Source organism: Pseudomonadota bacterium (assembly GCA_013285445.1).
In the GTDB taxonomy this organism is placed as follows: domain Bacteria; phylum Pseudomonadota; class Gammaproteobacteria; order Xanthomonadales; family Wenzhouxiangellaceae; genus Wenzhouxiangella.
Genome location: CP053448.1, coordinates 1,892,387 through 1,905,712, shown reverse-complemented (window position 1 = coordinate 1,905,712; position 13,326 = coordinate 1,892,387). Strand labels below are relative to the sequence as shown.

The window sequence follows — 13,326 nt, the reverse complement described above, 5'->3', positions numbered from 1 at the left end:
AGTCTGTTCTCGCCGGCAGGCGCCAGGAGAGATGCGATATGCGCGGTGACCGGCGCATCGTCATTACCGGCATGGGCTGTATCTCTCCGGTCGGCAATACGATTGCCGATGCCTGGACGGCAATCTGCGCCGGCCGCAGCGGCATTGCCCGCCTCACCGCCTTTGACCCGGACCGCTTCCCGGCCAAGATCGCCGGGGAGGTGCGTGATTTTGACGTCGAGCAGTATCTGACTGCGCGTGAAGCCCGCAAGTGCGATCCATTTATTCACTACGGCATGGCGGCGGCGATCCAGGCCATCGACGATGCCGGTCTCGAAGCACATCCGGACGCGGCCGAACGGTATGGTCTGGCCATCGGTTCGGGCATTGGCGGTATTTTGACCATCGAGCAGACCTACCAGACTTATCTCGACAGCGGTCCGCGGCGGATCTCGCCGTTCTTCGTGCCGGGCGTGATCATCAACATGATCGCCGGCAACCTCTCGATCCGCTACGGCTTCAAGGGCCCGAACCTTTCGATTGTGACTGCCTGTACCACAGCCACGCACAACATCGGTGATGCCGCACGCCTGATTGCCTACGGCGATGCCGACGTGATGGTGGCCGGTGGAGCCGAGTTCGGGACCACGCCGACAGCATACGGCGGCTTCACCTCGGCCCGCGCGCTGTCGACCCGCAATGACGAGCCTGAACAGGCCAGTCGTCCGTGGGATTCTGACCGCGACGGTTTCGTGCTCAGCAACGGTGCCGGCGTGGTCGTGGTTGAGGAACTCGAGCACGCCAGGCAGCGCGGTGCACGCGTTTACGCCGAGGTAGCCGGATACGGTATGAGTGGCGATGCCTATCACATGACGTCTCCGCCGGAAGGCGGTGAAGGTGCGGCACGCTGCATGAGCATGGCGATGCGGGATGCCGAGGTCAATCCGGGGGAGGTCGACTACGTCAACGCCCACGGCACCTCGACCCAGGTCGGTGACGTCGCCGAAATCGAAGCCGTCCGGGCCTGCTTCGGCGACCATGCAGGGCGGCTGATGATGAGTTCGACCAAATCCATGACCGGCCATCTGCTCGGTGCGGCGGGGGGTGTCGAGGCGATCTACACGGCCCTGGCGCTGTATCACGGGGTGGTGCCGCCAACCATCAACCTGGATCAGGTTGACGAGCGTTGTACCGGCATCGACCTGGTCCCGCACACCGCGCGCGAGGTGCCCGTTAGGGTGGCGCTAAGCAATTCCTTCGGGTTCGGCGGCACCAATGGAACCCTGCTGCTCAAGCGATTCGAATAGCCGGGTGTTCGAGCGTTTCGCTCTTCCGTCGTCCACTGACCTTCTCGACATTCACGCCCGTCAGCCGGAGCGTTGGCCGTTCCTGCTGGCCAGCTCGGCGCCCGCTGGCCGGCTCGGGCAGTGGTCGCTGCTGCTGCGCGCAGACGATGATCCGCCGCTGATGGCCGATCGGGCCGGTACCAGGGCCCGGAATTTCCTGCAGCAGCTAGGCGGCCGGCTTGTCCGGCCCGGGGATATCCGGTGGTCCGATTCAGAACCGCCCTTTGTCGGTGGCTGGTTTGTGTATCTGGGGTACGAGCTGGCCGGGGCGATCGAATCGCGACTTCACCTGCCGGCAGCCCGCGACCGTCTGCCGATTGCCTATGCCCGCCGCTGCCGGGCTGCAATCGCGCTCGATCATCGTGACGCAAGCTGCTGGCTGGTCGCCGAGGATGAAGACGCCTTGCGGGCTGCGCGGGCCGATCTGTGCCCTGGCGACGGCGGGGCGAAAGCTGATGACCTGCCGGCTGATCTGCGCGTCGATGTCGAACCGGATCAGCGATTTGTCGACGGTGTGCGGCGAATCCAGCGTTATATCCTTGACGGTGACGTGTTTCAGGTCAATCTGTCCAGGCGCTGGCAGGTTGAGGCCGATCAGCCATTGTCGCCCGTGGCCATGTATCGGGCACTGGCGCAAAGTAATCCGGCGCCGTTCGCCGCACTTGCGCGCCTGCCCGGAGGCACCATCGTCAGCTCCTCACCGGAACGGCTGGTAAGCGTTCGAGGTCGCCGGGTCGAGACACGACCCATTGCAGGCACGCGACCGCGCGGGGCCTGTCAGGCCAGCGACCAGTCGCTTTCTGATGAACTGGTCGCCCATCCGAAGGAACGTGCCGAGCACATCATGCTGATCGACCTGGAACGCAACGATCTGGGCCGGGTGTGCGAGACCGGCAGCATCACCGTCGACGAACTGATGATCGTGGAGTCCTATGCCCATGTCCATCATATTGTTTCAAACGTCTGTGGCCGCTTGCGAGGCGACGCCACGGCGGCCGACGTGATTGCCGCGGTTTTTCCCGGCGGCACCATCACCGGCTGCCCCAAGGTGCGCTGCATGGAGATCATCGCCGAACTCGAAGGCCGCGGACGAAGCTTCTACACTGGCGCTCTGGGCTATCTCGGCGGTGATGGCCGCCTTGACCTCAATATTCTGATCCGCAGCGTGCTGATCGAAGGCAGCGCCATGCAGTTCAGCACCGGCGCCGGCATCGTCGCCGACTCCAATCCCGACGCCGAGCTGGCCGAGACCGTGGCCAAGGCGCGCGGCCTGCTGGCAGCCATTGGCCATGCCTGATGCACTGATCGACGGTCGTGCTGCCTCGTCGATTCCGATCAATGACCGCGGGCTGCTCTACGGCGACCACCTGTTTGAGACCATTGCCTTTCACGGCGACTCGGCGCCGCTGTGGCCGCACCATATGGCGCGCCTGCAGCGCGACGGCGCCCGTCTGGGTATCCCGGTGCCGGCTCCGGGACTGCTGCTGGGCGACTGCCGGCGCCTGCTCGCAGGCGTGGCGCGGGCAGTGGTGCGCATAACAATAACGCGCGGCAGCGGCGGGCGCGCCTACCAGCCACCGGACCGACCGGTGGCCCGGCGTATCGTCCAGCGCCGGGCCTGGCCGCAAGGCCTGGCGCGGCAGCGTCGCGACGGCCTGCGCGTGGTCACCAGCCCGATCCCCCTGGCCAGGAACCCGGCGCTGGCCGGCATCAAGCACGGAAACCGCCTTGAACAGGTACTGGCCGCGCGGGCCTGTGCGGCCGAAGGTGCTGATGAAGCCCTGCTGTTTACCGCCGACGGGTCGCTGATCGAGGCGATTGCCAGCAACGTGGTTGTAGTTGCCGGGCAGCACATGCTCACGCCGGACTGCAGCGTTGCCGGGGTGGCAGGCGTCGGCTTGGCCTGGCTGCGTGCGCAGCCCGCTGTCGACATCGTCTCTGCATCACTGGGGCGCGACGAGCTGGTCGCAGCCGACGAGATCCTGATGGTAAACTCCGTGGCCGGCATCCGTCCGGTCAGCCGGCTGGATGATCGGCGGCTGAAAATAGGGCCGGTGGCCCGTCACCTGCAGCATTTGTGGCACGAGCAGCTCGAATGTATCGAATGATTCTCATGGTCGCGGCCGTGCTGGGCATGCTCGCCACTGCGGCTGTCTTGATGGTACGCGATTGGCAGCAGTTCCGGTCCGCCGCCCTGATCGACAGCGGCGAGATTCGCTTGTGGATCGCGCCGGGCATGTCGTTCGACGCGGTGGCGCGCCAGCTCGAAACACTCGGGGTCGGTCGGCGCGACTGGCGCTGGAAGCTGCTCGGGCGATTGCGACAGCCCCGGGTCCAGGCCGGTGAGTATCGTATCGAACCCGGGCTGGATGTCGAGGGACTACTGCGCAAGACCGCCACCGGTGATGTACTCCAGCACCGCTTCACTATTGTGGAGGGCTGGACGGTGGCTCGCCTGCGTCGCGCCCTGGCTGGCGATCCACGCCTGCACCCGGTCGCCGCCGACCTGTCTGACAGGCAGCTGATGGAGCGGCTGGGCTGCCCTGACTGCCCGGCCGAGGGCCAGTTTCTGCCCGAGACCTATTTCTTCGTGCGGGGCACCACGGATCTGGCCTTGCTGGCCCAGGCGCATACCGCGATGAGCACAGCGCTCGAGCAGGTCTGGAAGACGCGTCAGGCAGACCTGCCCCTGGACGACCCGCAGCAGCTGCTGGTGCTGGCCTCCATCATCGAACGTGAAACCGGGCAGCACGGTGAGCGCGCGCGCATCGCCGGCGTGTTCGTGCGTCGCCTGAAACGTGGCATGCGCCTGCAGACCGACCCGACCGTGATCTACGGGCTGGGCGAGGCGTTCGACGGTCGCCTGCGGCGCGTCGACCTGCGCCGGGACCACCCATGGAACACCTATACGCGGCATGGTTTGCCGCCGACCCCGATCGCATTGCCCGGACGTGCCGCGCTGGAGGCGGCCGCCAATCCGGCGCCCGGCAGCGCACTGTATTTCGTTTCGCGCGGCGATGGCAGCCATCATTTTTCCGATACCCTTGCCGAACACAACGCAGCGGTGGATCGCTACATCCGGGGCAGACCATGACCGAGCGCGGGCGGTTTATCACGCTCGAGGGCGGGGAGGGCGCCGGCAAGTCAACGGCCATGGCGGTGATTGGCGAGTGGCTGGAGGCGAGCGGCCGAACGGTCGTGCGCACGCGTGAGCCCGGTGGGCCGGCGGCAGCCGAACGGATTCGGGCGCTGCTGCTGGATCCGGACACCGGGGAGATTGCCGCGCTGACCGAACTGCTGCTGATGTTCGCCGCACGGAACGAAAACCTCGAGCGCGTGATTCGTCCGGCCCTGGCAGCCGGCAAGGACGTGCTCAGCGACCGTTTCACGGATGCCAGCATGGCCTACCAGGGCGGCGGCAGACAGCTCGGCGGCGGACCGGTCAAGGTGCTCGAGCAGCTGGTACAGGGGGATCTGCGTCCGGATCTGACGCTGCTTCTCGATGTCCCGGTCGAGGTCGGCCTGCGGCGTATCCATTCACGCGCTGCCGGACCCGACCGCATGGAGCAAAACAGGCCGGAGTTTCTTGAGCGAGTGCGTCAGGCCTACCTGGAGCAGGCGAGGCACCATCCGCAGCGGATGGTCGTGATCGATGCCAGCTGCCCGCTCAATGCCGTGCGCCGGCAGATCATCGACGCACTCGAGGAGCGGCTGGGATGATATTGCCCTGGCTTGATCCTGTGCGTGACCGCCTGACGGCCAGTCTGTCCGCCGGGCGGCTGGGTCATGCCCCGCTGATCCACGGCCCGGCCGGGATCGGCAAGCGGCATCTGGCCGAGCAACTGGCGCGGCTGCTGCTGTGCCTGAGCCCGTCCGATGGCCAGGCCTGCGGCGACTGTCGCGCCTGCCGGCTGCTGGATGCCGGGACCCATCCTGACCGGGTGAACGTAGCGGTCGAGGAAGACCGCAGCGCCGTTACCGTGGACCAGATACGCGATCTGGCCGCGCGGCTGCAGCTCACGGCGTCGGTCGGTCAGCGCCGCGTTGCCGTGATTCACGCTGCCGATGCGATGAACGTCAACGCTGCCAACGCGCTGCTCAAGACCCTGGAAGAACCGCCGCCCGGCGTGTGGATTGTGAGCTACTGCGAGACAGCTGCGAGGCTGCCGGCAACGGTACGCAGCCGCTGCCAGCGCGTGGAGATTCGACTGCCGCCAGGCGAGCAGGCCGGTCGCTGGCTGGCCGAACAATGCCCGAAACACTCTGACGCGCGGCGGGCGCTGGCGCTGCGTCTGGTCGACGGTGCACCGCTAGCAGCGCACAAGCTGCTTGAAAACGATGAGATGGAAACCGGGCTGGCCATTCTCAGGGATCTCGCCTGTACCGAGAATCACCAGGCCATCCTCGAGCGCTGGCAGGTTGATCCGGTCGGCACCTGGCGGTGGCTCGCGCGATGGCTGGCACTCATTATGCGCCACATGACCTGTCCGGACGACAGTCTGGACCATGATGTGCAGGCCCTGTTGCCAAGGGCTGTCGATCAGCGGCAGCTGGGAGCACTCTGGCAACAGGCCATCGAGGGCGGCCGCGAGGCAGGGCGTGGCGTCGTCCGGCAGGATCTCCTGCTGGGAAAATGGCTGTTAGAATGGGCTGCGGCAATTCGCTTGCAGGACTGAGTCATGGCGCAAAAGGGCATCCTTTCCTACAACATCGAGAACAAGCAGGAACTGTATGCGGCCTACATGCCGTTCCTGATCAATGGCGGGCTGTTCGTGCCGACCAAAAAGAAGTTCCAGCTTGGAGACGAAGTGCTGATTTTGCTTGGCCTGATGGGTGAGGAGCGGATCGCGATCCCCGGCAAGGTCGCCTGGCTGACGCCGTCAGGAAGCCGGCTCAGTCCAGACAGCGGCGTGGGCGTGCAGTTCGCCGACAGCCAGGAAGGCAAGCAGGCTCAGAGTACGATCATGTCGCTGCTTGCCGGCATGCTCGAAAGTGAAAAGCCGACCCGAACCATCTGAAGTCGCGGAAACAGCGACGGGGTTGTTTGCGGCGAACCGTGGCCCGGCGTGAGCCGACGGCGCGCCATCGTTCATGTCGACATGGACGCCTTCTACGCCAGTGTTGAACAGCTCGATCGTCCCGAACTGCGCGGCAAGGCAGTCGCCGTGGGTGGCGGGCACGGCCGCGGCGTGGTCGCGGCAGCCAGCTACGAGGCACGGCAGCACGGCATTCACTCGGCGATGCCGGTCGCACGCGCACGGCGCCTGTGCCCGGATATCGTCGTAGTGAGCGCGCGGTTTGCCCGCTATCGGGAAGTATCGGCCCGGGTCTTCGAGCAGTGTCATTCGGTCAGTGATTGCGTCGAAGGGCTCAGTCTGGACGAGGCCTACCTGGACGTAAGCGGTCGCGTCAATGCCGGCGAGTCATTGGCCGTCATCGGCCGACTGCTCAAGCAACGCATCGCCGAAGCCACTGGCCTGACTGCATCGGTTGGGATGGCCCACAACAAGCTCCTAGCCAAGATCGCTTCGGACTACGACAAGCCCGATGGTTTCGTCATCATTGGCACGGATTCGGTCCAGCGCTACCTGGATCCGCTGCCGGTGCGTCGCCTGTGGGGCATTGGCCCGCGCACGGCCGAGAAGCTGCGCTCGCTCGATATACTGACCGTCGGTCAATTGCGAAACGCAGGTTCCGACCTGCTCGAGCAACTATTTGGACGGCACGGCCGGGAAATGGCGCTGCGCGCGGCCGGAATCGACAACCGGGCGGTCACATCGCGCCGCGTGCGCCGGTCGATCAGCCAGGAAACCACATTCGAAAAGGACGTGCACGATCTCGAGGCGCTGCGCGACGTGATTCGCGACCAGGCCGGCGAGGTGGCCGGCAGCCTGGCCCGGCGCGGACTTTACGCCCGCACGATCATGCTGAAGCTGCGATCCGGCGGATTCTCGACCATTTCGCGCAGCCGGTCACTGCCGGGCCACACGCGAAGCGCGGCCGTGATCGGACGGGCCGCCGTTGATTTGCTCGAGAGCTGGGCGGGCTGGCACCGCCGTTTCGCCATTCGCCTGATCGGCGTCGGCGCATCGGGGCTGGCGAGCCACCCCGACGAAAGCGAACTGCTGGAGTGATCCGTCAGCTCTCCGAGCTGGTCGGATCGCCGTACTGGTCGCGCAGCTCACGCCGCAGGATCTTGCCGACGTTGGATTTCGGCAGTTCGTCGACGAACTCGACGTACCGGGGCACCTTGTAGCCGGTCAGCTCTTTGCGACAATGCTCACGCAGCTCCTTGACCGTCAGCGAATGATCCTTGCGCACAACGACCACCTTGACGACCTCGCCCGACTTCTCGTCCGGTGCCCCGATGGCACCAACCTCGAGCACCTTGGGGTGATCAGCCACCACGTCCTCGACTTCGTTGGGGTAGACATTGAAGCCGGAAACCAGAATCATGTCCTTCTTGCGATCGACGATATAGAAGAAACCCTGCTCATCCATTCTGGCCATGTCACCGGTGCGCAGCCAGCCCTCATCATCGAGGACCTTGGCGGTTTCCTCGGGCCGGTTCCAGTATCCCTGCATCACTTGCGGGCCACGCACGCACAGCTCGCCGGTTTCGCCGACCGGCAGGGGATTGCCTTCCGCATCGATCACCCGGCATTCGGTCGATGAAATCGGCAGACCGATGGCGCCGTTGTAGTCCTCGAGGTCCATTGGGTTGATGCAGGCCGCCGGGGAGGTTTCGGTCAGTCCGTAGGCCTCGATCAGTGGCGTGCCGGTGACGGCTTTCCAGCGCTCGGCAACAGAGCGCTGCACCGCCATGCCGCCACCCAGCGTTAGTTTGAGGTGCGAGAAATCAAGCGATTCGAAGCCCGGGGTGTTGAGCAGCCCGTTGAACAGGGTATTGACGCCGGTCATCGCGGTGAACGGATACTTCTTGAGCTCCTTGACGAAACCCGGCATGTCGCGTGGATTGGTAATCAGCAGATTGCGACCGCCGAACTTGAGAAAAACCAGGCAGTTGGCCGTCAAAGCAAAGATGTGATAGAGGGGCAGGGCCGTGACGATCGTCTCCTTGCCAAACTCGATATGGTTGCCCATCCAGGCCGAGGCCTGCTGCATGTTGGCCACCATGTTGCCATGAGTCAGTACCGCACCCTTGGACACGCCGGTCGTGCCGCCGGTGTACTGGAGAAAGGCGATGTCTTCATGGGCCAGTGGTACCGGGATGAACTGCTCGCGAGCGCCTTCGTTGAGCACATCGTTGAACCACATCGCACCGTCCAGGCGGTAATCCGGCACCATCTTCTTGATGTGCCGAATGACCAGGTTCATGATCATGCCCTTGGGAAATCCGAGCATATCGCCCATGCGCGTGATGATGACGTGTTCGACATCGGTTTCATCGATGACCGATGCCAGCACGCTGGCAAAGTTCTCCATGATGACGATCGCGCGGGCGCCGGAATCCCTGAGCTGGTGCTTGAGTTCACGGGCGGTGTAGAGCGGATTGGTATTGACGCATATCAGTCCGGCGCGGAGAATCCCGAATACGGTCAGCGGATACTGCAGGACGTTGGGCATCATGACCGCAACCCGGTCCCCCTTTTCCAGTCCCATGAACTGCAGCCGGGCCGCAATGGCCGCACTGTGCCGATCGACCAGTCCGTAGGTGAGCTCGGCGCCATAGTTGACATAGGCGACCGAATCCTGGAATTCGTTACAGCTTCGATTGATCACGTCGACAATCGAATCGAACTCGTCCATGTCGATCTCGGCCGGCACGCCGTCCGCGTATTGCTCAAGCCAGGGCTTGTCGCTCATTGGGCCTCCCTTCATGTCATGCAGATGACTGTTGCAATGGCTGCAAGCTTGGCACAGGATCCGGCCGGAGACAAGGTCGAGGGCACCACCCCCGGACGAAATCCATTTGCCCCGCTTACGACGGGCGTTTATTATCGCCGGGAAGTCAGTCAGGGCTCGGCTGTGTCATGGGTGAGCAGAACGTAGAACAAACCAGCGACGAACGGACCCGGCGCGCGTTCATGAAAGCGCTGCTCGAGGAGGTTCGGGCCCTGGAGGACATGCTGTCAAACGGCATGATCGAACAGGGCGTGCGCCGGATCGGGGCCGAGCAGGAGATGTTTCTGGTCGATCGGGCCAGCCGTCCGGCCCTGACCGCCATGCAGATTCTTGAAAAGATCAGCGATACCCGATTCACCCACGAACTGGGTCTGTTCAATCTGGAGGCCAATCTGTCACCGCTTGAACTGGGGGGTGACTGTCTGCAGCGGCTCGAGGATGAAGCCAACGAGATCCTGCAGATTGCCCGGGACAAGGCGGCCGAGGTCGACAGTCGGGTTGCGCTGGTGGGAATCCTGCCAACGCTCACGCGCGAGCACCTCACACTCGACGCGATGGTGCCGACAGCGCGCTATTTCGCGCTCAACGAGGCGCTGTTGCGCTTGCGGGGCAGCAATTTCAATTTTTCGATCAAGGGCATCGACCAGCTCAGCATCAACCACGATAATCTGATGCTGGAAGCCTGCAACACCAGCTTCCAGGTGCATTTTCAGGTCGGCGCCGAGGAATTTGCCCCGCTCTACAATATCGCCCAGGCGGTCACCGGACCACTGCTTGCCAGCTGCGTCAACTCGCCGATTCTGCTCGGCAAGCGCCTGTGGCACGAGAGCCGGATCGCGGTATTCGAGCATTCCATTGATGCCCGCTCGGAGGCCCACGCAGCGCGGGGTCACAAGCCGCGCGTGCATTTCGGCGATCACTGGATCGACGAATCGGTCATCGAGATCTTCAAGGAGGACATCGCGCGTTTCCGCGTAATACTGACCACCGAATTCGAAGAGGATCCGATCGGCATGGTCGCACGCGGGCAGGTTCCGCGGCTGAAGGCCTTGTGCCTGCACAACGGCACGGTCTATCGCTGGAATCGGGCCTGTTACGGTATATCGGAGAACGGGAAACCGCATTTGCGCATCGAAAACCGGGTCATACCCTCCGGACCCACCATCCTCGACGAGGTGGCCAACGCGGCTTTCTTCTTCGGCATGATGTCGCGCCTGTCCCACACGATCGACGACATTCGCGAGTGTCTATCGTTCAGCGACGTCAAGAGCAACTTCCTGGCCGCGGCGCGAGAGGGGCTCAAGGCGCAGCAGATCTGGTTCGATGATCGCCAGATGACGGCCCAGGAGCTGATTCTCGAGGAGCTGCTGCCGCTTGCCCGGGAAGGACTGGCCGAGGCCGACATCGACCAGCGCGACATCGATCGCTACCTCGGCGTGATCGAGAAGCGCGTCGAGCGCCGCCGCACGGGCGCGCGCTGGCAGCTGGAAACACTCGACAACATGAAAGGGCAGGGCAACGAACACGAACGACTGCGCGCGCTGACCTCGGCCATGATCGACAATGCCGAGAGCGGAAAGGCCATTGCCGACTGGGAGCTGGGCGACTTTTGCCTGACCCAGGATTGGCGCGACAGCTACCGGACGGTCGGGCAGTTCATGGCGACGGATCTGTTTACCGTGCGCCCGGATGATATCGTCGATTTTGCTGCCAGTCTGATGGAGTGGCGCTATGTGCGGCATGTGCCCGTCGAGGACGATTCAGGTCAGCTGCTTGGCCTGATCTCCCATCGCCAGCTGTTGCGGCTGATCGCGCGAGGCGGACACAAGGACGACGGCGTGACCGTGCGCGACATCATGCGCCCGGATCCGATCACCGTCTCGCCTGAAACCACGACCGTCGAAGCCATCCGCCTCATGCGCGAAAAGAAACTCAGCTGCCTGCCGGTCATCGAAGACGGCAAGCTGGTCGGCCTGGTAACGGAATACGACCTGGTCGTTGTCGCCGGCCGCCTGCTCGAAGCCTACCTTCAGGAGAACAAGCGGGAATGATCACCGCACGCCAGGCAGCGGCATGTGCGGCGATGCTGCTGACGGTCGCGGGCTGCAGTGACCCGGCACCGGACGAGGAGCAGATTCTTGCCCGTATCGAAGCCATGCAGTCCGCCCTGGCCGAGGGCAGGCCTCGGGCGTTCATGGCGCCGGTTTCGGAGGATTTCAGCGGGGCGACATTGAATCTGGATCGCCGTGCCGCCCGGCTGCTGCTGCGGCGTGAAATGCTTTCCCACGAACAACTGCGCGCCAGGCTGATCGATATCGACATCAACGTGAAAGACCAGAATCGGGCCACGGCCTCGTTTCAGGCCATTGTGACCGGAGGCAGCGGCCTGATACCGTCAACCGGCCGCTGGTACCGGGTCGAAACCGGATGGCGCCTGGAAGACGGAGACTGGATGCTGCTTTCGGCGCGCTGGACGCCCGTTGCCGGCAGCCGGTGACCGACCGCCGCGATCGCCGCTGTTCAGAGCACGTAGACGAAGATGAACAGGCCCAGCCAGACGACGTCGACAAAGTGCCAGTACCAGGCCACCGCCTCGAACCCGAAGTGATTCTTCTTCGAGAAGTGCCCGGCCATGCAGCGGATGGTGATAACCGTCAGCATGATCGCACCCAGGGTGACATGCAGGCCGTGGAAGCCGGTGAGCATGAAAAAAGTCGAGCCGTAGATGCCCGACCCCAGCGTCAGCCCGAGATCCTGGTAGGCATGCAGGTACTCGTAACCCTGGATATAAAGAAAGGTGCCACCGAGCGCGATGGTCGCCAGCATCCAGCCGATCAGCGCCGCGCGCTGCTGTTTTTTCAGCGCCCAGTGCGCCAGCGTGATGGTCAGACCCGAGGTCAGCAGGATCAGCGTATTGACCAGCGGCAATCCAAAGGCGGGAATGGTCTCGAACTGCCCACCCAGCGTGGCCGGCCCAGCCGTCGGCCAGGCTGCGTCGAACTCGGGATAGAGCAGCTCGTTGGTGATTGCGCCAGTGCCCTCGCCACCGAGCCACGGCACGACGAATACGCGCGCGTAGAACAGGGCGCCGAAGAAGGCAGCGAAGAACATGACTTCGGAGAATATGAACCAGATCATGCCCTGCCGAAAGGATCCATCAACCGTGGCGTTGTACAGCCCGCTTTCGGATTCCCGAATGACCTCGGCGAACCAGCCGAACAGCATGAATATCAGCACGGCGGCACCCGCCAGAGTCAGCCATGGCCCGGTGGCAACGCCGTTGAGCCAGCTGCCGGCTCCGAGCATCAGCAGAAACAGCCCGACCGACCCGATAATTGGCCAGCGCGCGGTATGGGGGACGTAGTAGGTGCCTTGCGCCATGTTCATTCCCTTCAATCAGTGTCGTTGGCACTGGCCAGCAGCGCCGTGGCATCTTCGTTTTCGTAGATGATATAGGACAACGTCACCAGATCAACCCGGCCAGGCAGCGCCGGATCGACAAAGAACCGTACCGGCATGTCACGCGACTCGCCCGGACCGAGCACCTGCTCTGTAAAGCAGAAACATTCGGTCTTGTTGAAATACAGTGCGGCCTGGCCCGGTGCCACGCTCGGCACCGCCTGGGCGACAACGCTGTGCGCGGAGTCGTTGTGAGCCACGTAGCTGGTCTCGTAGAGCCGGCCGGGGTGGACCTCCATCATGGGCTCGACCGGCTCGAAGCGCCACGGCAGGCGCGAATTGACGTTGGCATCGAAATGGACCGTGATCGTTCGCGATGTATCGACGCTCATGGCCTGCGGGCTCTTGCTCTCGGCGACCTGCTGGCCGGTGCGGCCGCCCAGGCCGGTGATCTCGCAGAACTTGTCATACAGCGGCACCAGCGCATAGCCGAATCCGAACATCAGCACCGCCAGCATCGCCAGGCGGGCACCGGAGCGCGCGATTGCCGAGGTCTTCGATGGAATGTCGCTCATGTGCCTGTTCCCTGCCAGATGGCCCGGATGATGAAGCCCAGATAGATTACCCCGACCACGGCAGCAAGCAGCAGCGCGGTGCGCACGTTGCTGCGGCGCTGCTGGGGGCGCTGTTGTTGGCGATCAGTTGCCATTCCGGCCGTCAAGTCCTTCATGCACTG

General features: G+C 63.9%; 14 protein-coding genes. 10 read left to right on the top strand and 4 right to left on the bottom strand.

The annotated features are described in order from the left end of the window. Positions 1 to 38 precede the first annotated feature (38 nt). From fabF to dinB, 8 genes are read left to right on the top strand one after another with little or no spacing between them, the layout of a single operon-like run. The gene (fabF, locus tag HND55_08640) at positions 39 to 1,286 is read left to right on the top strand and encodes a beta-ketoacyl-ACP synthase II (protein ID QKK02708.1); all 1,248 of its coding nucleotides are present in this window, start codon (positions 39 to 41) and stop codon (positions 1,284 to 1,286) included. After that, positions 1,255 to 2,622, top strand: coding sequence for an aminodeoxychorismate synthase component I (locus HND55_08635; protein QKK02707.1), 1,368 nt, complete (start codon positions 1,255 to 1,257; stop codon positions 2,620 to 2,622). The genes fabF and HND55_08635 overlap by 32 nt, the downstream gene beginning before the upstream one ends. Next, positions 2,615 to 3,433, top strand: coding sequence for an aminodeoxychorismate lyase (pabC, locus tag HND55_08630; protein ID QKK02706.1), 819 nt, complete (start codon positions 2,615 to 2,617; stop codon positions 3,431 to 3,433). Before HND55_08635 ends, pabC begins: the two co-directional genes overlap by 8 nt. Beyond that, entirely contained in the window at positions 3,430 to 4,419 is a 990-nt protein-coding gene (mltG, locus tag HND55_08625) for an endolytic transglycosylase MltG (GenBank protein QKK04045.1), read from the top strand. The genes pabC and mltG overlap by 4 nt, the downstream gene beginning before the upstream one ends. Beyond that, a complete protein-coding gene (locus tag HND55_08620; GenBank protein ID QKK02705.1) occupies positions 4,416 to 5,045 on the top strand; it encodes a dTMP kinase in 630 nt (209 codons plus the stop codon). The genes mltG and HND55_08620 overlap by 4 nt, the downstream gene beginning before the upstream one ends. After that, positions 5,042 to 6,001, top strand: a complete 960-nt coding sequence (gene holB, locus HND55_08615; protein ID QKK02704.1) for a DNA polymerase III subunit delta' — start codon at positions 5,042 to 5,044, stop codon at positions 5,999 to 6,001. Before HND55_08620 ends, holB begins: the two co-directional genes overlap by 4 nt. Before the next feature lie 3 nt (positions 6,002 to 6,004). Next, positions 6,005 to 6,343 (top strand): pilus assembly protein PilZ, encoded by a 339-nt coding sequence (locus HND55_08610; protein QKK02703.1) that lies wholly within the window; start codon positions 6,005 to 6,007, stop codon positions 6,341 to 6,343. A gap of 48 nt (positions 6,344 to 6,391) precedes the next feature. Further along, complete coding sequence (gene dinB, locus HND55_08605) at positions 6,392 to 7,459, top strand: DNA polymerase IV (protein ID QKK02702.1); 1,068 nt, start codon at positions 6,392 to 6,394, stop codon at positions 7,457 to 7,459. Positions 7,460 to 7,463: 4 nt separating this feature from the next. On the opposite strand, the gene HND55_08600 is transcribed toward dinB, so the two are convergent. After that, a complete protein-coding gene (locus HND55_08600) occupies positions 7,464 to 9,152 on the bottom strand; it encodes an AMP-binding protein (GenBank protein ID QKK02701.1) in 1,689 nt (562 codons plus the stop codon). Between the two features lie 167 nt (positions 9,153 to 9,319). Between HND55_08600 and HND55_08595 the strand changes: the two genes are divergently transcribed. Then, positions 9,320 to 11,242: a CBS domain-containing protein gene (locus tag HND55_08595; GenBank protein ID QKK02700.1), complete on the top strand. Its 1,923-nt coding sequence runs from the start codon at positions 9,320 to 9,322 to the stop codon at positions 11,240 to 11,242. Next, positions 11,239 to 11,688 (top strand): hypothetical protein, encoded by a 450-nt coding sequence (locus HND55_08590; protein QKK02699.1) that lies wholly within the window; start codon positions 11,239 to 11,241, stop codon positions 11,686 to 11,688. Before HND55_08595 ends, HND55_08590 begins: the two co-directional genes overlap by 4 nt. A 23-nt stretch (positions 11,689 to 11,711) precedes the next feature. On the opposite strand, the gene HND55_08585 is transcribed toward HND55_08590, so the two are convergent. From HND55_08585 to HND55_08575, 3 genes are read right to left on the bottom strand one after another with little or no spacing between them, the layout of a single operon-like run. After that, the gene (locus tag HND55_08585) at positions 11,712 to 12,572 is read right to left on the bottom strand and encodes a cytochrome c oxidase subunit 3 (protein ID QKK04044.1); all 861 of its coding nucleotides are present in this window, start codon (positions 12,570 to 12,572) and stop codon (positions 11,712 to 11,714) included. Between the two features lie 11 nt (positions 12,573 to 12,583). Then, positions 12,584 to 13,165: a cytochrome c oxidase assembly protein gene (locus HND55_08580; protein ID QKK02698.1), complete on the bottom strand. Its 582-nt coding sequence runs from the start codon at positions 13,163 to 13,165 to the stop codon at positions 12,584 to 12,586. Continuing rightward, positions 13,162 to 13,299: a hypothetical protein gene (locus tag HND55_08575; protein ID QKK02697.1), complete on the bottom strand. Its 138-nt coding sequence runs from the start codon at positions 13,297 to 13,299 to the stop codon at positions 13,162 to 13,164. The genes HND55_08580 and HND55_08575 overlap by 4 nt, the downstream gene beginning before the upstream one ends. Between the last annotated feature and the right edge of the window lie 27 nt (positions 13,300 to 13,326).